Raw genomic sequence first — 23,183 nt, forward strand, 5'->3', positions numbered from 1 at the left:
GGAGGGTGGCATGCGGAAGATCACCGAGGCGCTGCGAGGCGACTTTGTGATCTCCCGACGCCCGGCCTGGGGGTACGGCCTGCTGTGCGCGCTGGGCATCTGTCTTCCGCTGCTGTTCGGAGTCGTGTCCGGCCACGTCCCCCAGGGCGCGGCGGTGGCGTTGGGGGGCTATCTCACGACCTTCGGGGACGCCCCCGGCCTGCCGTACGGCGAGCGCATCCGCAAGCTGCTCGTGGCCACGCTCCTGGTCACGTTGGGCTCCGGCCTCGGTGCGCTGATCCAGCCCTACCCCTGGCCGGCCGTCGCCGTGATGGGCCTGGTCGCCATGGCGAGCGCCTACTGGCCGGTGATCAGCATTTCCTCGGTGCTCGCCGTGGCCCTGAGCTACTTCTCCCCGGCGAGCATGAGCGCGCCGGCTCACATGGGGGTCACGGCGGCCGGCGGGCTGTTGATGACACTGCTCCTTGTCGGGCTCTGGCCGGTACGCCGTCTCCGGCCGCTCCGCGTGGCCTTCGAGGAGGCCGGTGAGGCACTCGCCGGCCTGCTGGAGGCCGCAGGCCGGGACCAGCTCTCCGACGAGAGCCGGGAGGCGCTGCGCCGCCGTGCGGTCACCGCGCGGGACGACGCGGCCAAGGCCTTCTCCCGCTACTGGATCTCGGAGGAGGACAGCCGGGCCCTGGAACGGCTGCTGGCCACGCTGACCCGCATCTTCCACGAGACCGTCGCCCTGCGGGTGCTGCGGGCGGCGGCCGTACAGACGGACATCCGCACGGAGTGGACCGCGGAGCTCGACGAGGCGACCGGCGCACTGGCCCGCGCACTGCGGGAGGCCGTGACGACCGGCTGCTCGACCGCGGTGCCCGCGGCACTGAGCGCCATGGGGCGGTTCACCGAGCGGGTCGAGGAGATCCGGCTGTCGGCTCACGCGGGCGGCGCGCCGCTGCCCGCGGCGGTGCTCCTCGGGCAGATCCGCCGATGTCTGGACCGGATCGGGATGGCGGTGCGGTCGGTGGCGCAGCAGGCGGCCGAGGGGGTCGAGATCGGACCGCGCCTGCCCCGGTTCGGCCGGCTGCGCAAGCCGGTGTTCTCGTCCGGTCCTCATCCGCTGCGGCTGGGCCTCGCGGTGACGCTGGCCATGGCACTGATGTTGCTGGCTCACGAGCACTACGCGAAGTGGTTCGTGGTGACCGTGATCGTCAGCCTCCGGCCGGCCTATCGCGACACCGTGGAGCGGGTGGTGCTGCGCGCGACCGGCACGGCGGTGGGTGCGACGGGCGCGGCGGTGGTGCTGGCGGTCGCGCCGGGTCAGTACTACCTGATCGTGTTCATCACGGCCTGCGCGGCGCTGGGGTTCGCGTTCCGGGGAGCCAGCTACGGCTACTGGACGATCTTCGCCACGCCGCTGTCGCTCATGCTGTCGGACTTCTCCCTGCGGCTCGACTGGGCCGCGGCGGCCCTACGGGTGGTCCTCACGATCGCGGGTGGGGCACTGGCGCTGCTCTTCGCCCGGCTGCTGTGGCCCAGGGGACAGCGGGCGGAGCTGAACGGCAGGATGGCGGAAATGCTCGAGGAGCACGCGGCCCTGGTGCGGTCTCTGGCCGACCAGGAGCCTGACGAGGTACGCGCCCGGACCTTCTCGGCGGCCGAGGCCGCCGACCGGTTCTCCGACTCCCTGGATCAGCTGGACAAGGAGCCGGGAGGCAGCGCGCCGCAGCGGCTCAGGGACGCCGTGCCCGTCGCCCGGCGGCTGCGTGACAACGTGCTCGCCCTGTCCGCCCTGCCGCCTCCGGGTGAGGAGTCCGGGCCCACGGCGACGATTCTCGACATGGTCGCCGACCGGCTGGAGAACGTCGCCGAAGCGGTCGGCACGGAGCGCCCGGCGGCGCCGGCCGACGATCTGGACGGCGTCCTGGACGAGCTCGGTGAGCACGTGGACGTGCTCTCCGCCCGACGCCTGGACGAGGTGGCCGAGGGGGCGGCCGACGAGATGACAGGGGTGCGTCGCGGGATCAGGCACGCGGCCGCCGCACAACCCGCCCTGAAGGGGCTCAGCGCCGAGGCGCTCCGGCTGGCCTCGCTCATCGCTCCACGACGGTGACGCCGTCCTCGGCGTCGGCGGCCTCGACCTCGGCGCGCGGTATGCCGAGCAGGTAGAGGATCGAGTCGAGGTAGGGCACGTTCACCGCGGTGTCCGCGGCCTGGCGGACCACCGGCTTGGCGTTGAACGCGATGCCCAGGCCGGCCGCCGCGATCATGTCCAGGTCGTTGGCGCCGTCGCCGATGGCGACGGTCTGGCTGATCGGGATGCCCGCCTGGAGGGCGAAGCGCTCCAGTGCCCGCGCCTTTCCTGGACGGTCGACGATCTCGCCGACGACCCGTCCGGTGAGCACGCCGTCCACGACCTCCAGGGTGTTGGCCGCGGAGTAGTCGATGCCGAGATCCTCGACGAGGGCGTCGGTGAGCTGGGTGAACCCGCCGCTGACGATCGCGAACCGGTAGTCGAGCCGCTTGAGCGTCCGCACCAGCGTGCGGGCGCCGGGGGTGAGCACCAGCTCCTTGCGGACCTTCTCGAAGATCTCCTCGGGGAGACCCTCCAGCAGCGCGACTCGGCGGCGCAGCGATTCGGCGAAGTCGAGCTCGCCGCGCATCGCCTCCTCGGTGACCCGGGCCACCTCGTCCAGGCAGCCGGCGTGCGCCGCCAGCAGCTCGATCACCTCGGCCTGGATGAGCGTGGAGTCCACGTCCATCACGATCAGCCGCTTGGCCCGGCGGTGCAGGCCGGCCCGCTGCACGGCCACGTCCACCTGCTGCGTGTGCGCCTCGGCGGCCAGCTCGGCCCTGAGCGTGTCAGGGTCGGCGCCGGAGACGGCCAGCTCGATGCAGGTGACCGGGTAGTTGGACAGTCGCTCGATCCGGTCGATGTTGGCACCGGCCGCCGCGATCCGGCCCGCGATGCCCGCCATCGCCGCGGGCTGCAGGGGCGCGCTGAGCACGGTGACGTGCAGTCGTCCGCGCCTCCGCTTCTCCTGCGGGTCGGAGCCGGTGGACAGCTCGACGTGCAGTCCCAGATCCTCGGCGGTCCGTTCGACGGCGGCCCACAGGGCGCCTATCGTGCTGCCCGTGCCGGTCGGGGTGTCGCCCGCGTATGCGACGAGGACGCCCAGGGTGAGCCGACCGCGGATGACGACCTGCTCGACATCGGCGACCACGACCGGGAAGCCGGACAGGACGGCGAAGAGCCTTGAGGTGACGCCCGGTCGGTCGGGGCCGGTCAACGTGATCAGAAGCGTGCGCTGGTTCATCGTTGTCTACGCTACTTGGCCCCGGAATAGAGCGTGAATGGGGTTCATCATCCGGACGCCTGAAGTTCGTGGTCCTCCCCCGTCCCGCGTCACCTGCGGCTGACTTCATGAAGTCATGACGACCATCCCCGTAGAGCCCCGTGTGGCTCGCTACACGGTCGGGCTGGCCAGTACCGCCGCCGAGCTGCGCGAGGCCCAGCGCCTGCGCCACCAGGTGTTCGCCGAGGAGATGGGCGTTCGGCTGGACACCCCCGTCACCGGTCTGGACGTCGACCCGCTCGACGCCTACTGTGATCACCTGCTGGTACGGCGCGGCGACACGGGCGAGGTCGTCGGCACCTACCGGTTGCTCGCTCCCCGCCGGGCCGACCGGCTCTACTCCGACTCCGAGTTCGATCTCGGCGCGCTGGCCCCGATCCGGCCGGACATGGTCGAGGCGGGCCGGGCCTGCGTGCACGCCGACCACCGGCGCGGCGCGGTGATCGGGCTGATGTGGGCGGGGATCGCACGCTACATGCTCACCGGAGGGTACGGCTGGCTGGCCGGGTGCTGCTCGGTGCCGGTGGCCGACGCGGCCGGGCTCATGGACCGTCTGCCGCTTTCCCCGCCTGAGTATCGCGTCATCCCGCACCGCCCCTGGCGCGACGGCCCGAGCCCCGAGCGGGCCACGGTGCCTTCTCTGCTGCGGGGCTATGTCCGCCTGGGCGCGTGGGTCTGCGGCCCTCCCGCCCACGACGCCGACTTCGGCACGGCCGACTTCTTCGTCCTGCTCTCGACGGCCGGCCTGGCACCTCGCCACCGGCGGCACTTCCTCGGAGCCCTCACATGAACCCGTGGCTCCCGGTGGCGCCGTGCATGCCCGCCACCTGCCTCACGCGCTCCGCTCCCGGGGTGTCCCGGCTCCGCCGTACCCTGCGGCTGGCGGCCGTCGTCTCCATGGTCCTCGCCGGGGCGGTGCTCGCGTTCACCGTTCGGGGGTGCGGTGTGGCGCGTCGGATCCGGTTGACGAGCGCCTGGTCCCGGCTGGTGCTGCGGGCTCTCGGTATCCGGGTGGAGGTGCGACGGGGCTTCATCTTTCTGGCCGGTTCCGCCGCTGGACTCCGTGTGGCCCCCTCCGTCGAGTCGGCACCGCTGATCGTGGCCAACCACGTGTCGTGGCTGGATCCGCTCGTCATGGCCGTCGTGCTGCCGTCCCGCCTGCTGGCCAAACGCGAGGTCCGGGGCTGGCCGGTGGTCGGTGGGCTGGTGGCGGGGGCGGGCGCGCTGTTCATCGACAGGGAAAGGCTTTCGGCGCTGCCCGAGGCGGTCGGCGGGGTGGCCGCGGCCCTCCGGGAGGGCCGGCCGGTGGCGGCCTTCCCCGAGGGCACCACCTGGTGCGGCCGGGAGATGGGCGCCTTCCGGCCGGCCGTGTTCCAGGCGGCACTGGACGCCGGTGCTCCGGTGCGACCGGTGGCACTCCGGTACCTGGACCGGGACGGTGCCCCGGCGTCCGCGGCGGCCTACGTCGGTGACGACACCCTGTGGTCCTCGATCTGCCGGGTGGTCGCGTTCCGGGGACTGACGGTGGAGGTGACGTTGCTCCCTCCGGTCCAGGCCGGCGACCGCCGCTCCCTGGCCTGGGCGGCGGAGTCCTCGATCGCCTCCGTGGTGGTGGCCCCGTCCGCGCACGGCATCCGGGTCGCCGCCTGAACGGAGGGACCGCCTGGCGGCAGGCGCGGTCGCGTCACCCGGGGTCGGGCCCCTTCCGCGGAGGGATCACCTGTCGCCGCGGCCCGAGGTAGGCGATGACGGCGGCGACCCTGCGGTGGGTGTCGGGGCTGTTCTCCAGCGCCAGTTTCAGGAAGATCGAGTTGACGTGTTTCTCGATCGCCGAGACCGACAGGTGCAGGGCGCGGGCGATACCGCCGTTGGACAGGCCGTGAGCCATCTCCCGAAGCACGTCAAGCTCCCTGGGGGTCAGCTCGGCGGGTGGCGGGTTGCCGCTCACCCCGCGCCTGGCCAGCAGGCCCTCCACCACCTTGGGGTCGATCACCGAGCCGCCCGCGGCCACCGACCGGATCGCGCCGAGCAGTTCGTCGATGTCCCCGACCCGGTCCTTGAGCAGGTAGGCGCGCCCCTCGGTGCCGTCCCTGAACAGGTCCAGCGCGAACATGGCGTCGGAGAACTGGGAGAGCACCACGACGCCGATGTCCGATGAGGCGTCCCTGATCCGGTGCGCGGCGTCGATCCCCTCCATGCCCGCACGTACGATCCCGGCCGAGCCGGGCATCCGGATGTCGGTCATCACCACGTCGGGCCGGAGCCGCCGGGCGGCGTCGAGCAGATCGTCGGCGGTGCCCACGGCGGCCACCACATCGATCTCCCCGGAGGCCTCCAGGAGCCGGCGGGTGCCCTCGCGCACCAGATAGTGGTCCTCGGCCAGGACGACCTTGAGCTCAGCCATGGGCCGTGTGATGTGCGGAGACGGTCATGGGGAGATCCTGCCCGCTCGACGGGCCCGGCGCATATGAGGCTGTCCGCACGTCTGGTGGCCCACCCGGGAGCCACCGGACGGCGGGACACCCCGCGCGGCCGGCTCCGGACGCCGGAAGCCCCCGTCCTGGGGCACAGGACGGGGGCTCCGGGTGAGCTGAGGCGCCGTACGGCTAGCGCGCGACGCGCGTGCTGTGCTGCTTGCCGAAGAACCAGCTCTTGACGCCGAGGCGCTCGAGCTCATCCCGGCTCAGCGTGTCCGCGCCCGTGGGTACGTCGTAGGCCAGCACGCCGAGGGCGGTCTTCAGCGTGCCCTTGGCGTCCTTCTTGACCTTGAACTCGAAACCGAACGAGACGGAGCCGCCCTTTTCGAGCTTCTTGTCGACCGCGCAGACCACGATCCGCTCCTCGGCGGCGCACTGGGCCTTCTTGGGCCCCCAGTAGGAGCCCCCCTTGGCGCTGATGTCGACGTTCTTGGGGACGTAGGCCACGACGAAGTAGGAGCCGGGGTCGGAGCTGTACGGGCCGGCGTTCGTCGCCTTGATGGTGTAGGTGATCTTCCCGCCGGGACGGACCTTCGTGGAGGCCGTCGCCTTGACGGTGAAGGTCGAGTAGGGGTTGTCGGCCTTCTTCGCGACCGCGGCGGGAGCCTTGGCGGAAGCAGCCGAGGCCGGTGAAGCGAGCATCATCGTGCCCGCGAGCGGAGCGACGAGAGCGAGAGCAGCGATCTTGTAGATCGGGTGGCGCATTAAACGTCTCCCAGTTGAGGGGGGCGGGGGTATTGCGATGATCCCCGTTTAAAGTTCGCAGATTTTTACCACATTCAACCGGGAAAACGGAAACAATATTTATATTGCCTCATTCTTCTCGGAGTGCCCGGTGTGGCGGACATACCGTGCCGACCGGAGTCCCCGCCGCCGGCGTGCCCGCGCTCGCGGACCCGGGGGTGAACAGCAGGCCTCCCGCCAGGGCGGCGGCGGTGAAGACGGTCAGATGCGGGCGTATTTCTCACTCCAGTCGGAATCCGGGGTTCCCGTCCATTGCTGCGGCCAGCTTGCGGCCGCCGGCTTGGAAACCCCTTGTGAATGACCGACCAGGACCGGGGCTAGGGGAGGATCAGATGGGTGTCGCCGAACTCGTGCCAGAGATAGCCCTCCCGGAGCGCCTCCGCGTAGGACCGGGAGAGCAGTTCGCCCCCGGCGATGGCGGACAGCATCAGCAGGTGGCTGGAGCGTGGCTCGTGCAGGCCGGTGACCAGCCCGTGCACCGCCCTCACCCCGGCTGCGGGGGTCACGATGCGGGAGGTCCAGCCCTGTGCCGCCCGGACGTGGCCGTCCGGCAGGGCGGCCGTCTCCAGCGCCCGCACCACGGTCGTGCCCACCGCGATCACCCGGCCGCCGGACTCGCGCGCGAGCTCGACCTGCCGCGCGGTGGCCTCGGGCACCTCGAACCGCTCGGGGTAGGGCGGCTCGTCCTTTTCCGGCGAAGCCACCCCGGTGTGCAGCGTGATCGGCGCGACGCCGACCCCACGTGAGACCAGCCGGGTCACCAGTCCGGTGGTGAACGGCCGCCCCGCGCTGGGCATCTCCGCGCTGCCGTGCCGGACCCCGAACACGGTCTGGTAGTCGGCCAGAGGCCAGTCCCGGTCCACGTAGGCGTAGCGGATCGGCACGCCGTACCGGCCCAGGTAGGAGGGGACCTCGCGGTCCAGCCGGGCGCGCCACAGGCGCGGGGTCTCCCGTTCCAGCAGATGCAGCGTGGCCCCGCCGGGCAGCGGCAGCCATTCTCCGGGCACACCCCCCGCGTAGGGCTCGCTGGCCAGGTCCGTGCCCGTGGCCGCCCCGGGCCTTTGCCGCTCTGCGCCGACGGCCACGCTCGCTCCGGGGGGCCGCCGATCCCGTGGGCCCTGTTCCGCGGCCGTGTCCCCGCCGGCGGATCCGGCTCGCCGCCCCATCCGGCGGCGCAGCTCCACCAGCCAGGTTCCGTCCTCGCGCTCGGTGGAGAAGTGCACCGCCAGCCGGTCGAGCCGGACCGCGGCCGGAAGCGTGGCCGAATTGTTGACCACCAGCAGGTCACCTGGGCGGAGCAGGCCCGGAAGATCGGCGAACGTGTGGTGGCCGATCTGCCCGGTGTCGCCGTGTGAGACCAGGAGCCGCACTCCGTCACGGGTCAACCCCCGCGCCTCCGGCGGCTCGTGTGCCTCCAGGCCGGGCGGGAGCACGAAGCCGGACGCCATGGCGTCCGGTGCGAGCGCGCTCACGAGTGGCTCACCCGGCCGCTCGCCGGGCGCTCCTCGATCAACTGCCGCAGGGTGGGCACGACCGTCTCGGGCCCGGGGGCGGCGGCCGCGTCATCGGGGCCGACCGCGTCGGCCAGCATGGTCGTGTTCATCTCGCCCGGGTCGACCCACCAGACCGCCACCTCGGGCTCCTCGACGGCCAGCACGTTGGAGAGCTGGTCGAGGGCGGCCTTGGTCGCGCCGTACCCACCCCAGCCCTCATAGGCCTCCACGGCCGCGTCCGAGGAGATGTTGACGACCGCCCCCCGCCGCTCCCTGAGCGTGGGCAGGAACGTCTGGACCAGCGCCAGCGGGGCCAGCACGTTGGCCCTGAACAGGTCCTCGAACACGTCGAGCGGGTAGCCGGCCAGGGGCGGAAGCGGGACCGCTCCCAGCCCGGAGGCGTTGTTGACCAGCAGGTCCAGCCCGCCGTGATCCCGTACGGCGTGCGCCAGCCGGTCCCGGTGGACCGGGTCGGCGACGTCCCCGGGGAGGGCGAGGGCGCCGAGCCCGTCGGCGACGGGCCTCAACGTGTCCGCACCCCGTGCGGTGAGGATGAGGCGCCAGCCGTCCGCGGCCAGGGAGCGCGCCAGCGCCAGGCCGAGCCCTCGGGAGGCGCCGGTGATGAGTGCTGTCTTCGTCATGCTCCCGACGGTAGGAATCAGGTGCCTCGCACACATCGGTCCCAGGGCCCGGCCGTGCCTGGGCTGATGGACCTAGGTCCCATGGTGGAACGCGCCCGGTGCGTACGGCGCCTAGAGTTTTTCCGTGAACGAAGACCGGGACGCCATCCTGCAGGCCGTGAGCTCGGCCGTTCTCGCGGTGACCAGGCATCTGTCGGTCCGGGAGGTGCTCCAGCTCATCGTGCGGTCGGCGGGCCAGCTGCTGGACGCCCGCTACGCCGCGCTCGGCGTGCCCGACGAGGAGGGGGCGTTCGCCGAGTTCGTCGCCGAGGGCATCTCGCCCGAGGAGTGGGACGCGATCGGGCCGACGCCCCGCCAGCACGGCATGCTCGGCGCGATGCTGCGCGAGGGCGCGCCGGTCCGGCTGCCCGACATCCGCAGGGATGCGAGGTTCGAATACTGGCCGCGCGCCCATCCGGTGCTCAAGGACTTCCTCGGAGTGCCCGTCCTCGACGGCGACGAGGTTCTCGGCATTCTCTTCCTGTCCAACAAGCGGGCCTCCGGCGGGTTCACCGAGGCCGACCAGCGGCTGCTCACCATGTTCGCCGCGCACGCCGCGATCGCGCTCACCAACGCCCGTCTCTACGAACGCGGCCGGGAGCTGGCGTTGGTCGAGGAGCGCACCCGCATGGCACGGGAGCTGCACGACGCGGTGACCCAGAAGCTGTTCTCGCTCCGGCTCACCGCGCAGGCCGCTGCCTCGCTGGTGCCCCGTGACCCCGCCCGGGCACTGGAGGAGATCGAGCGCGTGGAACGGCTGGCGGGGGAGGCGCTGGCCGAACTCCGTGCGGTGATCGTGGAGCTCCGCCCGGCCGAGCTCGGCCGCCACGGACTGGCCGAGACGCTCCGCAAGCACGTGCACCTGCTGGACCGGCTGCACCCGGCCGCGTTCACGTTCGACGAGGCCCCGGTGGGCGCGCTCCAACCGGCGACCGAGGTGGTCGTCCTGCGCGTGGCCCAGGAGGCGCTGCACAACGCCTCCCGGCACTCGGCGGCGCGGGCCGTCGGGGTGTGGCTGGGCTGCCGGGGAGGCCGGGTGGTCCTGGAGGTGCGCGACGACGGGCCGGGGTTCGACGTGACCGCCGCCGCCGGGCGGGGACTGGGCATCGCGTCGATGCGGGACAGGGCACAGGCCCTGGGCGGGAGCGTGACCGTGACCTCCGACCCGGGCCGTGGGACCCTGGTGCGGATGGAGGTGCCCGCGTGATCCGCGTGCTGATCGCCGACGACCATCCGATCGTCCGGCAGGGCCTGCGCACCTTCCTGGGCCTGCAGGACGATGTCGACGTGGTCGGGGAGGCGGGCGACGGCGCCGAAGCGGTCGACCTGGTCGCGTCGCTCGCTCCCGACGTGCTGTTGCTCGACCTGAAGATGCCGGTCCTCGACGGTCTGGGCACACTGGTCCGGCTGGGTGAACGCGGGCTCCGCCCTCGCGTGCTGGTGCTGACCTCGGTCAGCGACAGGGAGGACGTCGCCCCGGCGATGCGGGCCGGCGCGTCCGGATTCCTCTACAAGGACGTCGACCCGGCCGCGCTCGTCCAGGCCATCCGCGCGGTCCACGGGGGCCAGGTGCTGCTGGCCCCCGAGGCCGCCGAGGCGATGTTGGCCGCCCCCGCCTCCCCTCCTCCTGGGGCGGTGGAGAGGGTGGACAGGTATGTGGCGCCGCTGACCGACCGGGAGCGCGAGGTGCTCACACTGATCGCCTCGGGCCGGTCCAACCGTGAGATCGCCCGGGAGCTGGCGGTGGCGGAGAAGACCGTGAAGACCCATGTCTCCAACGTGCTGATGAAGCTGGGCGTGCAGGACAGGACCCAGGCGGCCCTCTATGCGGTGCGGCGCGGCCTGGCCTGAGCGGGATGTCACGCCGTCCGGGCCCTCGCGCGACTCCTGACGCCACAGGGTTCCCCGGGACGGCGGACGCCGGGGGCCGGCCCCACCGCGTCAGACGAACTCGGTGATGGCGTGGTGCGCGGCCACACGTGCCCGCCGTACCGCGCGGTCGAGATCGCGCAGGGCGTCGCTCCGGGTGGTGAGCTGGGCCGAGGTGAGGCCCCGGTCGTCGGCGATCCGGAGCACCGCGGAGAGCCGGGCGGCGAGGGCGGCGACCCGGTGGGCGCGGGCCGGGTAACCGGGGGCCAGACCGTCGTCGACGGCGCTCACCCGCCGGTGGCCCTGGGCCGGGCCCTCCACGCCGAGCAGGGCGTCGGTGGCCGAGCGCATCGTGAGGGTCAGGGTGTGTTCGGCCTCGGCCAGGGAGGGCACGTCCGGAGCGCTGGTACCGGCCTCCAGCACGCTCCAGCGCACCCCGGCGTACGATGACCCGCGGCGGTCCCGCATGGGGACCAGACCGAGGCACCTGCTGGGGAGTACGGCTATCGCCGCCTGTCCGGCCTCGATGGCCGCGGAGTTGAAGGGGGGCGGTCCGGTGAGTCCGAGCGGATCGCCCGGGACGGGAAGGGCCAGACGCAGGGATCTCATGCCCTCGACCCGCAGGTCGGCGAGGAAGGCGCGGAGGGGCAGGTCGCCGGTTTCCCCGGCGACGAGTTGCGGGCCGGCCAGCCGCTCCACCCGGTCGACGGCCTCGTCGAGGCCGGCCTGCCCGGTGAGCCAGGCGTTGCCCCAGCAGACCAGGGTGGCCGAGATCGGTGAATCAGGGTGCACCGATCCACGATATGCGCTTGTCCTGCAATAGGTTTTGTTCGAGCGATTAATGAGGAGGCGTAAGGGATGGGCGGTCAGGTGCTTCGGCTACAGGACGTCACCGTCCGCAGGGACGGGGCGGTCTTGCTGCGGGACATCGACTGGACCGTTCACGAGGACGAGCGGTGGGTCGTCATCGGCCCCAACGGCGCGGGGAAGACGACGCTGCTGCAGGTCGTCGGGGCGATGCTGTTCCCGACCGACGGCATCGTGGAGATCCTGGGCGAACGGCTCGGTCAGAGTGACGTGTTCGAGCTTCGGTCCCGCATCGGGCTCGCCAGTGCCGCGCTGGCCGAGAAGGTGCCGCCGGAGGAGAAGGTCATCGACCTGGTGCTCACCGCCTCCTACGCGATTCTGGGCCGCTGGACGGAGGAGTACGACTCAGGCGACGTCACCCGCGCCGTCGAGCTGATCGACCAGTTCGGCGCAGCCCACCTCATCCGGCGCCGGTTCAACACGCTGTCGGAGGGCGAGCGCAAGCGGGTGCAGATCGCCCGGGCGCTCATGCCCGATCCCGAGATGCTGCTGCTTGACGAGCCCGCCGCAGGGCTTGACCTGGGCGGCAGGGAGGATCTGGTCCGTCGCCTGTCGACGTTCGCCCACGATCCCAAGGCGCCGACGATGGTGCTGGTCACCCACCACGTGGAGGAGGTGCCCAGCGGGTTCACCCACGCGCTGCTGCTCCGGCACGGCTCGGTGGTCGCCCAGGGGCCGATCGACCAGACGATGACCGCCGAGAACCTGTCCCGGACCTTCAACCTCCCTCTCAACCTGGAGCGGGGGCTCGACAGCCGCTGGTACGCCCGGGCGCACCATTTCTGAGAGCTGAGGTCCGCCGGCCGCCCAGGCGGCGGCAACCGGGCACGTCGCGTCCCCCGGCCGCCGACGTCGGCGTCGGCGTCGGCCTGGAACGTTCGGCACGGGCGACGGGCGCCGGGGACACCCCCGCCGCCGGCCGAGGCGCGCTCCTCTCCTAGCATCCGGTGAGTGCCGTGCACCGTTGACGGGCGCGAGCCGTACGAGTGAGAGGGATGTCATGACGCCGTGGGAGATCGTTGCGATCTTTGTCGCCGGAGTCGCGGCCGGAGGTATCAACGCCGTCGTCGGTTCGGGATCGCTGATCACTTTCCCGACGATGGTGGCCCTGGGGATCCCGCCGATCGTCGCCAACGTCTCCAACAACATCGGGCTGGTGCCCGGGTCGCTGACCGGCGCGCTGGGCTACCGCGCGGAGCTCAGCGGCCAGCGTGACCGGTTGATCCGGCTGGGGGCCGCCTCGGTCGCGGGCTCTCTCATCGGCGGCGTGCTGCTGCTCTTCCTCCCTGTCGACACCTTCGACGTGGTGGTGCCGGTCCTCATCGGTCTGGCGTGTGTGCTGGTGGTGGTCCAGCCCCGCCTCAACAGATGGCTGAGCGCGCGTAGGGAGGACCCCCATCCGCATGGCGGACCGTGGCTGTGGGCCGGGGTGTTCGGCGCCGGGATCTACGGAGGCTACTTCGGCGCGGCCCAGGGCGTGCTGCTCATCGGGCTGCTCGGCAGCTTCCTCGACGACGACCTGCAGCGGGTCAACGCCGCCAAGAACGTGCTCTCGCTGCTCGTCAACGCCACCGCCGCGGTCCTGTTCATCGCGGTCGCGGAGGTGGACTGGCGGGCGGTGGCGTCGGTCGCGCTGGGAGCCATGATCGGCGGTTTCCTCGGTGCGAGGGTCGGCCGGAAGCTGCCCGCGCCCGTTCTGCGGGGCTTCATCGTCTGTATCGGCATCCTGGCGATCATCAAACTGGTGTACGGATGAAATCCACTGGTTTTGGGCATAAATCAGATATGAAGGGCGACAAGGTAGAGATCGTCATCGATGCGGGCGACAGCTCGCGTACCTACGAAGTCGTCGCCACCAAGGCGGGCCGCCGGGTCGAGGTGTCCAACCGCCGGGGTGGCGTGGTCGAGGTGAGCGAGGTCACTCGCAGTGGTACGGCCGTGCGCACCGCCCGGTTCATGTCCAGCCGCATCCTTGCCCTGGTCGAGCACCCGGCCGACGGCAAGCCCGACTAGAACTCACGGCCCCGACTGGAGCGCACGGCCCGGCCGGGGCATCCGGATGCCGAGCCCGCATGGTCGCGGGTCGAGGTGCCCGTCGCGGGTCGAGGTGCCCGGAGCCCTCTCAGCTCTGGGCGGGGCGGACCTGGAGCACGCCGTCGCCGCGCACCCGGGTCTCGAAGGACGGCTGCGGGGCCGTGGCGGGGCCGTGCGCGACCGTCCCGTCCGACAGCCGGAAGGTGCTCCCGTGCCAGGGGCACACCACGCATGCGGTGCCGTTCTCGTTGGTCAGGCGGCCCTGGTGCAGCGGTCCCGCCAGGTGGGAGCAGCCGTCGGCGAGCACGGTGACCTCCTCGCCGGTCCGCAGCACGAACAGGTCGATGTAGCCGAGCCGCCGGGTCACCGGGCGTCCGTCGGGCAGGCCGCCGATCTCGCACAGGTTGTGCCAGCCGAGCGGGACCAGGTGGGCGACCGACTCGGCGTGGTTGGCCCCGGCCGCCTGCCGGTATGCCAGGTGCCCGCCGAGGTAGCCGCCCAGGCCCGCGGCGCCCAGCCCGGCGTACGACAGCAGCCTGCCGCGCCGTTCGTCTCCGGCGAGCCGGAAGGCCAGCGAGCCGGTGTAGAGCCCGAAGGCGGCCAGGTTGGTGATCGCGTGCACGAACCCGACCCGCTGCTGCTCCCGGTGGAGCACCGACCAGTCGGTGATGCCCGCCGCCATCGCGGGCGTGGCGCTGGCGATCCCGCTGAAGAGCAACGCGCGCGAGGCCCGTGGATCGGCGCGGATCGTGTCGAGCACCGCCACCGCCGCCCAGAGACCCAGACTGATGTTGGCGATCGGCGGGTGCATGGGTTTACCGAGGGGAACTCCGTGCAGCAGGTCGCGTAGCCATCCCGGGCCTAACCGCCGGCGCACGGCCTTGGCCACCACCTGGATCGGCCGGTCCATACCGGTCGATCGTTCGATCTTGTCGGTGAGGTCCACCGGACCCACCAGGCGTCCGAAGGTCCGGCGTCCTGTTTTCACTGTTTCCTTCACCCTCGCCCCCTTTTCGACCAATAGGGACCTACCCGGTAACGGGGTTATGCACGCGCCAGATGTCCCCGGCTGACGGAGAGCTCGATGATCTCGGTGGCGTAGGCGCCCAGTGTCTCCGACCCCTCCTCGATGATTTTCACCTTCTCCAGCACCTGTTCGGCCGTCACCTTGTAGAGCGACCAGGTGCCGCCCTCGTTGTGATGGTTGGCCATGATCGGCGCGATTCTGTCGAGGGCCTTGGCGAATCTGGCCTCCGGAGTCGCACGCTCCTCGAACTCGTCCCACAGCGCGCGCAGCCGCGTCGCCTGGTCCTCCGGGAGCAGCCCGAAGATCCGATCGGCGGCCTTGCGCTCGATCCCGAGCTGGGCCTCGACGGCGTGGGCGTCGTAGATGAACGTGTCTCCGGCGTCGATCTCGACGATGTCGTGGACGAGCAGCATCGCGACGACCTTGTCCAGGTCGGTGTCCGGCGGGGCATGCTCGGCCAAGACCATCGCCAGCATGCCCACGTACCACGAATGCTCGGCGTCGTTCTCCCGCCGCGACCCGTCCATCAGGGTGTTGCGGCGGACGATGCGTCTGAGCTTGTCGATCTCCATGGCGAAAGCGAGCTGAGCGTGCAGACGGTCCTGTTCTGGAGGGGTGGTCACCTGCGCAAGCCTAATGCGCGCCGATCCCCATTTTCCGAACGATCATGTGATCACGCCGGACTGAGTGTGACCGGAACCCCGTTGAACACGGCGTTTCCGGAGGGGATATCGATCACCGGCTCATCCGTCGGCGTGTTCGCGTTCACCCCGGCGTGTCCCGCCGCGACCCGTTGGGCGGTCCCGGCGTGCCCCCACCCGTGGGGCAGGCTCACCACTCCCGGCATGATCGTTTCGGTGGGTTCCAGCGATCGGCACTCCTGAGTCCGTCGAATGAACTCATCATGGTCGTGGACCACGGCGTAGGGAAGCCGCGCGGAGAATCTCCGGAGCCCCCTCCGTCCGAGGAGACAGGCCACGTCCGGGCCTGCGCGGCCATGGGGCGCACCTCCGTGGCGGTGTGGGTGCCTGAGTGCCCTCGGCCACCCGGCCGGTCGCAGCGGACGGCGAGGAGGTTACGCGGCGACGCCGCCGCCCACCTCCTCCTCGGGAGTGGGGGCCAGGGCGAGCGCGGGTGCGGCGATCCGCTCGGCTCTGAGGAGGTCGAAGCGGGGTTCGCGGTAGTGCCGGGCCCCGAATCCGGTCCTGGTCACGGTCCAGCCGAGCCGATAGGCCCATTCGTCCTGGTCCATGCAGAGTTCCCGGTCGGCGGTGTAGGTCAGGTCGAGGATGACGGTCTTGAATCCATAGAGTCCCTTGGCGTCGTGGAACGACATAGGAGACTCCTTTCGCGGCTCTGATGCGGAGTTCTTGTGTCAACCGGTTCGGTGGCCGCCGGCCCGGTCTCTCTGCGCCCGATCGGGCGCCCCCTGATGCGCGTGACGTTGAAATGTCGCCGGCCGTTTCTCCGGCCCCCCGGTGGCCTTCCCGTTGTACTTCGACAGGTGGAAGATGGCGCCGTTGCCGATCAGGTGCGCGCCCGTGAACCCCGCGCGCGGTCCGTCGAGACTCCCTGGAATCACCCCCGGATGATCGCCGGTGGACTCCCCGATCTTCCGGGAACCTTCCTGTTCCGATAGTCGCTCAGTAGAGATTTCCCTGCAAGGCTTGCCGTAAGGAAAAAAGCAACGAACTTGCCCAGATGCACTGCAATGTTCCGTGTAATTTGCATTACCATTTGTGTGGTTCCTGGTGAGGCCACACCGGCCCGCTCGTCATGGTTGAGGAGGTCGTGATGCCGGAACGCGGCAGTCCAGCGCTCCGTCGGCGCCGACTGGGCATGGAGCTGCGCCGGCTGCGCGAAGGCCTGAACATGACGGGTGACGAGGTGTCCGACCGTCTCGGCTGGTCGACCGCCAAGATCAGCCGGATCGAGAACGCCAAGACACTGGCCGGTCAGGTCGACGTCGAGGCGCTCGCCGAGCTTTACGGAGTCGACGGAGCCTTTCGAGAGGTCCTGGTCGCACTGCGGAACGACGCCGCCCAGAAGGGGTGGTGGGAGAAATATCGCAATTCCATTCCCGGTGAATACATCACTCTCATCGGGATGGAGGCGGAGGCCACCGTGGTACGGAACTGGGAACCCCAGGTCGTGCCCGGTCTTCTGCAAACCGAGGGATATGTCCGGTCCGTCGTTCAGGCGAACCAGCATGCCAGCCAGGTCCCGCCGAGCTGGCTCCAGGACCTGGTCAAGATACGGATGACACGGCAGCACACGCTGCTGCACGGCTCCGGCCCGCTGACCCACGTAAGCGTGTTCCATGAATCCGTGCTGAGAAACCAGTACGGCGATGCCCGCGTCATGCGGGAGCAGCTCGTCTACCTGATCGAGGCCTCCGAGCTGGAGCACGTGGAGATGAGAATCCTTCCTCAGGATGTTCCGCCCCCGGTGTCCACGGGGGCGTTCGTGCACCTGAAGTTTCCCGACTTCCCCGATGTCGTCTACACGGAGTCTCTCTTCGGCGGGCGATTCGTGGAAGACGCGGAAATGGTCTACGGGTATGAACTGGCCTTCGGGCACCTGATGGAACGGGCGCTCGACGAAGTGGCGTCACAGGAACTGATCAGAGAGATGATCACATACTGGAACAAGTGACGACGGGCTGCCGCCCGTCGTCGTTACCGTCATTTTCGGAAAGAACGATGAACGCAAACAATCACAACGCTGTGATGTGGAAGAAGAGTGCGCGGAGCGCCACCAACGGCAACTGCGTAGAGGTGGCGACGCTGGACGGCGGGCAGGTAGGGGTCCGCGACAGCAAGCACCGCTCCGGCCCGGTCCTCGTCTTCACCCCCGACGAGTGGAACGCCTTCGTCGGGGGGGTGAAGGACGGGGAGTTCGACCTGTAGCAGAAGCGGCCCTGGCACTCACCCAAGAGGACAAGAGCCGCCCTGCCGGGATTGCTGCGTTTCATTGTCTCCTGCCCACCGGATGGATTGACGGCCTGCCGGTGGAACAGGCCAGAATCATTGCACATCGGGAGGTCGTGCAGGCTACGGTGTCCTATCCTGCCGTGCCTAATGTCTTGCACGTTTTCCGTCACCCCTTCATCCTTAAGGTGCCTTATGGTCCCCCGTGGGAGAAGGGGTGAGCTGTGTCGGATATCGACCTGTCCGGTGTGGTGTGGCGGAAGAGCCGGCGGAGTGCGGTCAACGGCAACTGCGTCGAGGTGGCCCGTCTGCCGGGGCAGCGGTTCGCCGTCAGGGACAGTAAGGACAGGACGGGGCCGGTGCTGATCTTCGAGGGTTCCGGATGGGCCGCGTTCGTCGCCTGGGTGAAGGGGGGAGACTTCGATCTCTGAGTGGCTGTCCTTCCAGGACGGGGGCTTGCCCGATGACGGGTCAGGCCCCTTTCGCGTCTGCCGGAGACAGCCGTACGGCCCGCACCTTCCGAGAAAGACGCGGGCCGTACGGGTGGGTATGACTATTCGGCGGCGACGCCGAGACCCTGGGCGACGCCCTGGCCCAGGTCCTTGTGGATGTCGGTCCAGTATTCCACGACGCGCTTCTTCATCTCGGCCGTGACCTCCGGGGCGGAGGCGTGCCCGACGACGTTGCTCACCAGGTGGGCGCGGTCGGTGTCGGACAGGACGTTCTCCCACAGGGCACGGGGCTGGCCGTAGTCGTCGTCCTCGCGGTGCAGGGTGTAGGCGGAGCGGATGATCTCGCCGCTCACCTGGTAGTTCTCACCCTCGTACAGCGACGCGTCGGCAACGGGGCCGCCCACGGTGTTCGGCGCGTAGACCGGGTCGGCGGGGTTGTTGAAGGCCATCTGGCCGTCCTTGTTGTAGCTGTGGACGGGCGACAGCGGAGCGTTGATCGGCAGCTGCAGGTAGTTGGTGCCGATGCGGTAGCGGTGGGCGTCGGGGTAGGAGAACAGGCGGCCCTGGAGCATCTTGTCCGGGGACGGCCCGATGCCCGGCACCAGGTTGGCGGGTTCGAACCCGGACTGCTCCACCTCGGCGAAGTAGTTGGCCGGGTTCCGGTTCAGGGTGAACTTGCCGATCGTGATCTCGGGGTAGTCGGAGTGCGGCCACACCTTGGTCAGGTCGAACGGGTTGAACCGGTAGTCGGCGGCGTCCTCGAACGGCATGATCTGCACGTTCACCGTCCAGGACGGGTGGTCGCCGTTCTCGATCGCGGTGTGCAGGTCGCGGATGTGGTAGTCCGCGTCCTGGGCGATGACCGCACCGGCCTCGGCGTCGGTGAAGTTCTGGACGCCCTGGTCGGTCTTGAAGTGGTATTTGACCCAGAACTTCGCGCCGGACGCGTTGTACCAGAGGAAGGTGTGCGAGCCGAAGCCGTGCATGTGGCGCCAGGACGCCGGGGTGCCGCGGTCGGTCATCAGGAAGGTGACCTGGTGGGCGCTCTCCGGCGAGTTCGTCCAGAAGTCCCACTGCATGTTGTGGTCACGCAGGTTGGTGTCGGCGCGGCGCTTCTGGCTGTGGATGAAGTCGGAGAACTTCTGCGGGTCGCGGATGAAGAAGATCGGTGTGTTGTTGCCGACGATGTCGTAGTTGCCCTGCTCGGTGTAGAACTTGATCGCGAAGCCACGCGGGTCACGCTGGGTGTCCGGGCTGCCGAGCTCACCGGCCACCGAGGAGAAGCGCAGGAAGAGCGGGGTCTCCTGGCCCTTCTGAAAAAGTCCGGCCTTGGTGAACTGGCTGACGTCCTCGGTGATCTGGAGGATGCCGTGCGCGCCGCCACCCTTGGCATGGACCACTCGCTCGGGCACGCGCTCCCGGTTGAAGTGGGCCATCTTCTGGATCAGGTAGTGGTCCTGCAGCAGCAGGGGCCCGTTGGGGCCGACCGACTGGGAGTGCTCGTCACTCGGGGCGGGGATTCCCGCGTCGGTCGTGGTGGTGGGCCTGGTGCTCATAGCGGTCCTCCAGGAGTTCTCTTCAGAGAGCGTCTTCGGAACGACAGTCGGGGCACATGCCCCAGTAGATGACGTCGGCCTCGTCGACCAGGTATCCGGCGTCCGACACGGGGTCGAGACAGGGAGCGTGCCCGACGGCGCAGTCGACGTCCGTGACCTTTCCGCACCGGCGGCAGGCGAGGTGGTGGTGGTTGTCACCGACCCGCGTCTCGTATCGGGCGGGACTGCCCGCGGGTTCGATCCGCCGGAGCAGTCCGCCGCGGTGCAGGGCGTGCAGGGAGTCGTAGACGGCCTGCAGGGAGACCTGACCGACCCGGTCGCGCACACCGCGATGGACGGCGTCCACATCCAGGTGGTCGCCCTCCCGCACGGTCTGCATGATCGCCAGGCGTGCCGCGGTCACCCGCAGGCCTGCTTCGCGGAGCCGGTCTTCGTCCTTCATGGCCACACGCTATGTCCTAGACCGGAATGATTCAAGTAAGCGAGTCATCCAAGTTTGGGAGAATCGGAGGTCCAACGGCCGGGTTATGCCACTTGTGGCGTTTCAGGTGTCATCCTCGGATACCGATGAACACGTATATCTCCCGCCGCCTCGGTGTGGCCGCCGCTGTCGCCCTCTCCTGCCTGCTCCTGGCGGCGTGCTCGGCGGCCGAATCCTCCGTCCCGAGCGCGACGCCGGACGTCGCGGAGAAGCCCACCACCTCCGGTAAGGCCACGCCCACCCCCGAACGTGAGCCGTACACCATCTCCTTCGGAGGCGACGTGCACTTCGAAGGGGTGCTCCGGGCCCGGCTGGACGCCAACCCGCGGACCGCGCTCGGCCCGATCGCCAAGGTGCTCAGCCGTTCCGACCTCGCGATGGTCAACCTGGAGACCGCGATCACCACGGGCGGCTCCCGCGCCCCCGGCAAGCAGTTCGCCTTCCGGGCTCCCGCCTCCGCGCTGACCGCGCTGAAGGCGGCCGGAGTGGACGTCGCCTCCATGGCCAACAACCACGGCATGGACTACATGGAGAGCGGGCTGGCCGACTCGCTGGCCGCGATCAAGCGCTCGAAGTTCCCCGTCGTGGGCGTGGGCGGGAACGAGGCCGAGGCCTACCGGCCGTGGCGGACGACCGTGAACGGCAACCGCGTCGCCATCATCGGCGCGACCCAGGTGATGGACGCCGAGTTCATCCAGCCCTGGACGGCCTCCGGCGACAAGGGAGGGCTGGCCTCGGCGAAGAACGAGGCGCGACTGATCCAGGAGGTGCGCAGGGCGCGCAGGAACTCCGACACGGTGATCGTCCACCTGCACTGGGGCACCGAGCTGCAGAAGTGCCCGAACGAGGCCCAGCGCGCCCTGGCACCCAAACTGGTCGCGGCCGGAGCCGACGTCGTCGTGGGCGGTCACGCGCACATCCTGCTCGGCAGCGGCTACCTGAAGAACGGCTACGTCAACTACGGCATGGGCAACTTCGCCTTCTACAACTGGGGCCCGGAGACCGGCAGGACCGGCGTGCTCACCCTGACGATCAACGGGCGCAAGGTGCTCAAGGACCAGTGGACCCCGGCCACCATCCAGGGCGGGGTGCCGGTCCCCCTCACCGGGACCGGCCGGCAGCAGGCCCTCGCCGGCTGGAAGGGACTGCGTGACTGCACCGGCCTGGCCGCCATGCCCGGCTAGGACGACCGCGCCCCGGCCGGTTATTTGACAGTCCGTCCGGCAGGAGGCCGTCATGCGATGGATCACGTCCGGTGACGTACGGCTGGCGCTGTCCGAGGAGGGCGACCCGGCCGCTCCGGCGCTCCGCGCGACGGGAGGGACTACACCTACGACCATCCGGCCGCCGACATGGCGGCCGTCCTCGACGCGGTGGGCAGGCCGGTCGTGCACCTTGTGGGGCACGACTGGGGGCTCCGTCCAGTCGTGGGAGCTGCTCGGCAGGCCGGAGATCAGGGAGCGGATCGCCTCCTTCACCTCCTTCGGCGGCCCCGGCTCTGACCAGACGGCCCACTTCATGCGGTACGGCAGGCGGAGTGAGGTCGCCGGGCAGCTCCTGCGGGCCGTCCACCGCAACCAGCCGGTCGTCGCCGTGAACGCCGAAGGAAAGGTCGGGTACGCGCTCTCGCGGATCTCCCCGGCGGCCCTGCGGCGTCTGGCCAGGATCTCCGGCGCGGGAGAAATCTCGCGATTGCTGAATAAGGACTGACCAGGAGGGGGTCAGGCGGGCAAGATGATGGGGTGTCCCCCCTATCTGTCGAGGAACCCGACGAGGTTGTGCTGCGGCGTCAGCCCACCCAGCGGCGGAGCGCGCGGCGCGTCGAGAAGATGCTCGACGCGTGCGCCGACCTACTGGACGAGGTCGGCTACGACGCGCTGTCCACCACCCGGATCGCCGAACGCGCCGGTGTCGCGATCGGTTCGGTCTACCAGTTCTTCCCGGACAAACGGGCCATCACCCAGGCGGTGACCCGGCGTCACGTGGAACGCTTCGTCTCCCGGATCGGAAGGCGTTTCCTCTGGGAGGACTACGCCGGCTGGTGGGACGCGGTCGACGCGATCATCGACGAGTACGTGGAGATGCACAGGACCGTCCCCGGGTTCCGGTCCCTGCACTTCGGCGACGTGGTCGACCTCAACCTGCTCGACGGGGTCTCCGACAACAACGCGGTGATCGCGGGCCGGTTGCGCGGGCTCCTTCTCCAGGAGTACGGCCTGACCGACAGCGAAGAGCTCGACCTGGCCATCCTCGTGGCGGTCGAGGCCGGAGACGCGGTGCTCAAACTGGCCTTCCGGCGGGATCCCGGCGGTGCTCCGGAGATCGTGGCGGAGGCCAAGCGCCTGATCCGGGGCTACCTGAACCGTCAGTTCGCCGGCGCCTCCGCCTGACCGGGCTCCACCTGGTCCGGCACCCGGCCGGTCCCGGGATCATCGCTCTCCGGCCCGATGCCGAGACGGGGGCCTGCTCCCTGGTCAGAGGCCGGATAGCCCGTTTCCTGGCCGAGATCGGAGCGGCCGGCCCTCGTGGGGATCCGCCGGAGAGGACCGATGGGAGTTGTCGTGTCCTGCTCGATCATGATCTGCCCGGAGCCGTTGGTCTGATCCAGGCGCTCCCGTTGAGTGTGCCCGCGTCCGTCCTCGGCCGGGGGGTAGCGGCCCCCGATCTTCCGCCGGCCCGGCCCGGCCGCCTCGGGGTCGGCCGGCAGAGGTTCGATCCGCAGGCCTTCGGTCGGCCGCGGGGTGGCTGGAAGGGCCTCGGGCGGCAGGGGCTGGACCGGCACGGGGATGAGCGCGGCGGGCATGCGTGCCTTCTTCCGCTTCGAAGAGGAGGACGGCGGGATCCGGCAGGGCAACGGTACGGCGACCATCCGGATCTGTGCCTCCTTGGAGGCCTGCGCGAGAAGCTGTTCATCGCGGAGCCGGCTCTCCAGAGAGACGAGATCGCGGTAGGCCCGCTGAACGGCGTCCATCCTGGCGGACAGGTATCCGGCCGACCCCGGAACAAGCACGGAGAGGCCCACCAGGAACGTCAATGTGAGGGTGGTCTGCTTGGACATACCCATCGCAGCCCCTCCGAACAGTAGCGTCCCGATAGCAGGAGTCGACTGCCATATGCCCGTTTTCCTGCAGAAACACGCGTAGCGTAGCCAACCATTTACGTGTGGTTGCGTAAGGAATACCTGCCGTTGTGCGGGCGGAGTCGAGCGCCGCTCGGTACCCTCGCGATGTGG

26 protein-coding genes are annotated in these 23,183 nt (G+C 70.0%); 14 read left to right on the plus strand and 12 right to left on the minus strand.

The window, feature by feature from the left end:
- Positions 1-10: 10 nt before the first annotated feature.
- Positions 11-2,098 carry an FUSC family protein gene (locus FHR32_RS15830; RefSeq protein ID WP_184755008.1) on the plus strand — a complete coding sequence of 696 codons (2,088 nt, stop codon included), beginning with the start codon at positions 11-13 and terminating at the stop codon, positions 2,096-2,098.
- On the opposite strand, the gene serB is transcribed toward FHR32_RS15830, so the two are convergent.
- Positions 2,079-3,302, minus strand: coding sequence for a phosphoserine phosphatase SerB (serB, locus tag FHR32_RS15835; RefSeq protein ID WP_184755009.1), 1,224 nt, complete (start codon positions 3,300-3,302; stop codon positions 2,079-2,081). The two genes, FHR32_RS15830 and serB, sit on opposite strands and share 20 nt — an antisense overlap.
- Positions 3,303-3,417: 115 nt before the next feature.
- Here serB and FHR32_RS15840 point away from each other — a divergent pair, with 115 nt between their 5' ends.
- Positions 3,418-4,131 (plus strand): GNAT family N-acetyltransferase, encoded by a 714-nt coding sequence (locus tag FHR32_RS15840; RefSeq protein ID WP_184755010.1) that lies wholly within the window; start codon positions 3,418-3,420, stop codon positions 4,129-4,131.
- Complete coding sequence (locus FHR32_RS15845) at positions 4,128-4,991, plus strand: lysophospholipid acyltransferase family protein (RefSeq protein ID WP_184755011.1); 864 nt, start codon at positions 4,128-4,130, stop codon at positions 4,989-4,991. The genes FHR32_RS15840 and FHR32_RS15845 overlap by 4 nt, the downstream gene beginning before the upstream one ends.
- Positions 4,992-5,025: 34 nt before the next feature.
- On the opposite strand, the gene FHR32_RS15850 is transcribed toward FHR32_RS15845, so the two are convergent.
- The 4 genes from FHR32_RS15850 to FHR32_RS15865 form a co-directional block, all read right to left on the minus strand.
- Positions 5,026-5,745 carry a response regulator transcription factor gene (locus FHR32_RS15850; RefSeq protein WP_184755012.1) on the minus strand — a complete coding sequence of 240 codons (720 nt, stop codon included), beginning with the start codon at positions 5,743-5,745 and terminating at the stop codon, positions 5,026-5,028.
- A 202-nt stretch (positions 5,746-5,947) separates the two neighbouring features.
- Positions 5,948-6,523 (minus strand): DUF11 domain-containing protein, encoded by a 576-nt coding sequence (locus FHR32_RS15855; RefSeq protein WP_184755013.1) that lies wholly within the window; start codon positions 6,521-6,523, stop codon positions 5,948-5,950.
- Between the two features lie 356 nt (positions 6,524-6,879).
- Entirely contained in the window at positions 6,880-8,034 is a 1,155-nt protein-coding gene (locus tag FHR32_RS15860; protein WP_312882379.1) for an S-adenosylmethionine:tRNA ribosyltransferase-isomerase, read from the minus strand.
- The gene (locus FHR32_RS15865) at positions 8,031-8,696 is read right to left on the minus strand and encodes an SDR family NAD(P)-dependent oxidoreductase (RefSeq protein WP_184755014.1); all 666 of its coding nucleotides are present in this window, start codon (positions 8,694-8,696) and stop codon (positions 8,031-8,033) included. Before FHR32_RS15865 ends, FHR32_RS15860 begins: the two co-directional genes overlap by 4 nt.
- Before the next feature lie 124 nt (positions 8,697-8,820).
- Between FHR32_RS15865 and FHR32_RS15870 the strand changes: the two genes are divergently transcribed.
- Both FHR32_RS15870 and FHR32_RS15875 read left to right on the plus strand, forming a co-directional pair.
- Positions 8,821-9,942, plus strand: coding sequence for a GAF domain-containing sensor histidine kinase (locus tag FHR32_RS15870; protein ID WP_184755015.1), 1,122 nt, complete (start codon positions 8,821-8,823; stop codon positions 9,940-9,942).
- A complete protein-coding gene (locus tag FHR32_RS15875; protein WP_184755016.1) occupies positions 9,939-10,586 on the plus strand; it encodes a response regulator in 648 nt (215 codons plus the stop codon). Before FHR32_RS15870 ends, FHR32_RS15875 begins: the two co-directional genes overlap by 4 nt.
- A 90-nt stretch (positions 10,587-10,676) precedes the next feature.
- Here the strand turns inward: FHR32_RS15875 and FHR32_RS15880 are convergent, their stop codons facing one another.
- Positions 10,677-11,396, minus strand: a complete 720-nt coding sequence (locus FHR32_RS15880) for an Rv1486c family protein (RefSeq protein WP_184755017.1) — start codon at positions 11,394-11,396, stop codon at positions 10,677-10,679.
- Between the two features lie 66 nt (positions 11,397-11,462).
- On the opposite strand from FHR32_RS15880, the gene FHR32_RS15885 reads away from it, so the two are divergent.
- The 3 genes from FHR32_RS15885 to FHR32_RS15895 all read left to right on the plus strand — a co-directional run bounded on the left by FHR32_RS15885 (position 11,463) and on the right by FHR32_RS15895 (position 13,484).
- Positions 11,463-12,257, plus strand: a complete 795-nt coding sequence (locus FHR32_RS15885; protein WP_184755018.1) for an ABC transporter ATP-binding protein — start codon at positions 11,463-11,465, stop codon at positions 12,255-12,257.
- Positions 12,258-12,471: 214 nt separating this feature from the next.
- The gene (locus tag FHR32_RS15890; protein WP_184755019.1) at positions 12,472-13,227 is read left to right on the plus strand and encodes a sulfite exporter TauE/SafE family protein; all 756 of its coding nucleotides are present in this window, start codon (positions 12,472-12,474) and stop codon (positions 13,225-13,227) included.
- A gap of 29 nt (positions 13,228-13,256) precedes the next feature.
- Entirely contained in the window at positions 13,257-13,484 is a 228-nt protein-coding gene (locus tag FHR32_RS15895; protein WP_012887282.1) for a DUF8836 family protein, read from the plus strand.
- Between the two features lie 109 nt (positions 13,485-13,593).
- Here the strand turns inward: FHR32_RS15895 and FHR32_RS15900 are convergent, their stop codons facing one another.
- The 3 genes from FHR32_RS15900 to FHR32_RS15910 all read right to left on the minus strand — a co-directional run bounded on the left by FHR32_RS15900 (position 13,594) and on the right by FHR32_RS15910 (position 15,868).
- Positions 13,594-14,505, minus strand: a complete 912-nt coding sequence (locus FHR32_RS15900) for a Rieske (2Fe-2S) protein (RefSeq protein ID WP_184755020.1) — start codon at positions 14,503-14,505, stop codon at positions 13,594-13,596.
- Between the two features lie 44 nt (positions 14,506-14,549).
- Complete coding sequence (locus FHR32_RS15905; protein WP_246466989.1) at positions 14,550-15,104, minus strand: HD domain-containing protein; 555 nt, start codon at positions 15,102-15,104, stop codon at positions 14,550-14,552.
- A 503-nt stretch (positions 15,105-15,607) separates the two neighbouring features.
- The gene (locus tag FHR32_RS15910) at positions 15,608-15,868 is read right to left on the minus strand and encodes a hypothetical protein (protein ID WP_184755022.1); all 261 of its coding nucleotides are present in this window, start codon (positions 15,866-15,868) and stop codon (positions 15,608-15,610) included.
- Positions 15,869-16,326: 458 nt separating this feature from the next.
- Between FHR32_RS15910 and FHR32_RS15915 the strand changes: the two genes are divergently transcribed.
- From FHR32_RS15915 to FHR32_RS15925, 3 genes are all read left to right on the plus strand, one after another.
- On the plus strand, positions 16,327-17,187 hold the full coding sequence (locus FHR32_RS15915; RefSeq protein WP_184755023.1) for a helix-turn-helix domain-containing protein: 861 nt from the start codon (positions 16,327-16,329) through the stop codon (positions 17,185-17,187).
- A 74-nt stretch (positions 17,188-17,261) separates the two neighbouring features.
- A complete protein-coding gene (locus FHR32_RS15920) occupies positions 17,262-17,441 on the plus strand; it encodes a DUF397 domain-containing protein (protein ID WP_312882382.1) in 180 nt (59 codons plus the stop codon).
- A 245-nt stretch (positions 17,442-17,686) separates the two neighbouring features.
- Positions 17,687-17,893, plus strand: a complete 207-nt coding sequence (locus FHR32_RS15925) for a DUF397 domain-containing protein (protein ID WP_312882383.1) — start codon at positions 17,687-17,689, stop codon at positions 17,891-17,893.
- A 122-nt stretch (positions 17,894-18,015) separates the two neighbouring features.
- Here the strand turns inward: FHR32_RS15925 and FHR32_RS15930 are convergent, their stop codons facing one another.
- Both FHR32_RS15930 and FHR32_RS15935 read right to left on the minus strand, forming a co-directional pair.
- On the minus strand, positions 18,016-19,470 hold the full coding sequence (locus FHR32_RS15930) for a catalase (protein ID WP_184755025.1): 1,455 nt from the start codon (positions 19,468-19,470) through the stop codon (positions 18,016-18,018).
- Positions 19,471-19,492: 22 nt separating this feature from the next.
- On the minus strand, positions 19,493-19,912 hold the full coding sequence (locus FHR32_RS15935; protein WP_184755026.1) for a Fur family transcriptional regulator: 420 nt from the start codon (positions 19,910-19,912) through the stop codon (positions 19,493-19,495).
- A 125-nt stretch (positions 19,913-20,037) separates the two neighbouring features.
- Between FHR32_RS15935 and FHR32_RS15940 the strand changes: the two genes are divergently transcribed.
- Genes FHR32_RS15940 through FHR32_RS15950 form a run of 3 tightly spaced genes read left to right on the plus strand, consistent with a single transcriptional unit; the run spans position 20,038 to position 22,341 of the window.
- Positions 20,038-21,135, plus strand: a complete 1,098-nt coding sequence (locus FHR32_RS15940) for a CapA family protein (protein WP_184755027.1) — start codon at positions 20,038-20,040, stop codon at positions 21,133-21,135.
- Positions 21,136-21,187: 52 nt separating this feature from the next.
- Positions 21,188-21,661, plus strand: coding sequence for an alpha/beta hydrolase (locus tag FHR32_RS15945; RefSeq protein ID WP_184755028.1), 474 nt, complete (start codon positions 21,188-21,190; stop codon positions 21,659-21,661).
- A gap of 32 nt (positions 21,662-21,693) precedes the next feature.
- A complete protein-coding gene (locus FHR32_RS15950) occupies positions 21,694-22,341 on the plus strand; it encodes a TetR/AcrR family transcriptional regulator (RefSeq protein ID WP_184755029.1) in 648 nt (215 codons plus the stop codon).
- Here the strand turns inward: FHR32_RS15950 and FHR32_RS15955 are convergent.
- On the minus strand, positions 22,317-23,015 hold the full coding sequence (locus tag FHR32_RS15955; RefSeq protein WP_184755030.1) for a hypothetical protein: 699 nt from the start codon (positions 23,013-23,015) through the stop codon (positions 22,317-22,319). The genes FHR32_RS15950 and FHR32_RS15955 overlap by 25 nt on opposite strands.
- Positions 23,016-23,183 lie beyond the last annotated feature (168 nt).

The organism is Streptosporangium album, from assembly GCF_014203795.1.
Classification (GTDB): Bacteria; Actinomycetota; Actinomycetes; order Streptosporangiales; family Streptosporangiaceae; genus Streptosporangium; species Streptosporangium album.

Coding starts and splice junctions, on each gene's coding strand:
- FHR32_RS15955 (WP_184755030.1), bottom strand. CDS start 23,015: ATGGGTATGTCCAAGCAGACCACCCTCACATTGACGTTCCTGGTGGGC.
- FHR32_RS15865 (WP_184755014.1), bottom strand. CDS start 8,696: ATGACGAAGACAGCACTCATCACCGGCGCCTCCCGAGGGCTCGGCCTG.
- FHR32_RS15830 (WP_184755008.1), top strand. CDS start 11: ATGCGGAAGATCACCGAGGCGCTGCGAGGCGACTTTGTGATCTCCCGA.
- FHR32_RS15895 (WP_012887282.1), top strand. CDS start 13,257: ATGAAGGGCGACAAGGTAGAGATCGTCATCGATGCGGGCGACAGCTCG.
- FHR32_RS15905 (WP_246466989.1), bottom strand. CDS start 15,104: ATGGAGATCGACAAGCTCAGACGCATCGTCCGCCGCAACACCCTGATG.
- FHR32_RS15910 (WP_184755022.1), bottom strand. CDS start 15,868: ATGTCGTTCCACGACGCCAAGGGACTCTATGGATTCAAGACCGTCATC.
- FHR32_RS15850 (WP_184755012.1), bottom strand. CDS start 5,745: ATGGCTGAGCTCAAGGTCGTCCTGGCCGAGGACCACTATCTGGTGCGC.
- FHR32_RS15890 (WP_184755019.1), top strand. CDS start 12,472: ATGACGCCGTGGGAGATCGTTGCGATCTTTGTCGCCGGAGTCGCGGCC.
- FHR32_RS15885 (WP_184755018.1), top strand. CDS start 11,463: ATGGGCGGTCAGGTGCTTCGGCTACAGGACGTCACCGTCCGCAGGGAC.
- FHR32_RS15915 (WP_184755023.1), top strand. CDS start 16,327: ATGCCGGAACGCGGCAGTCCAGCGCTCCGTCGGCGCCGACTGGGCATG.
- FHR32_RS15945 (WP_184755028.1), top strand. CDS start 21,188: ATGCGATGGATCACGTCCGGTGACGTACGGCTGGCGCTGTCCGAGGAG.
- FHR32_RS15920 (WP_312882382.1), top strand. CDS start 17,262: ATGTGGAAGAAGAGTGCGCGGAGCGCCACCAACGGCAACTGCGTAGAG.
- serB (WP_184755009.1), bottom strand. CDS start 3,302: ATGAACCAGCGCACGCTTCTGATCACGTTGACCGGCCCCGACCGACCG.
- FHR32_RS15845 (WP_184755011.1), top strand. CDS start 4,128: ATGAACCCGTGGCTCCCGGTGGCGCCGTGCATGCCCGCCACCTGCCTC.
- FHR32_RS15855 (WP_184755013.1), bottom strand. CDS start 6,523: ATGCGCCACCCGATCTACAAGATCGCTGCTCTCGCTCTCGTCGCTCCG.
- FHR32_RS15940 (WP_184755027.1), top strand. CDS start 20,038: ATGAACACGTATATCTCCCGCCGCCTCGGTGTGGCCGCCGCTGTCGCC.
- FHR32_RS15935 (WP_184755026.1), bottom strand. CDS start 19,912: ATGAAGGACGAAGACCGGCTCCGCGAAGCAGGCCTGCGGGTGACCGCG.
- FHR32_RS15930 (WP_184755025.1), bottom strand. CDS start 19,470: ATGAGCACCAGGCCCACCACCACGACCGACGCGGGAATCCCCGCCCCG.
- FHR32_RS15840 (WP_184755010.1), top strand. CDS start 3,418: ATGACGACCATCCCCGTAGAGCCCCGTGTGGCTCGCTACACGGTCGGG.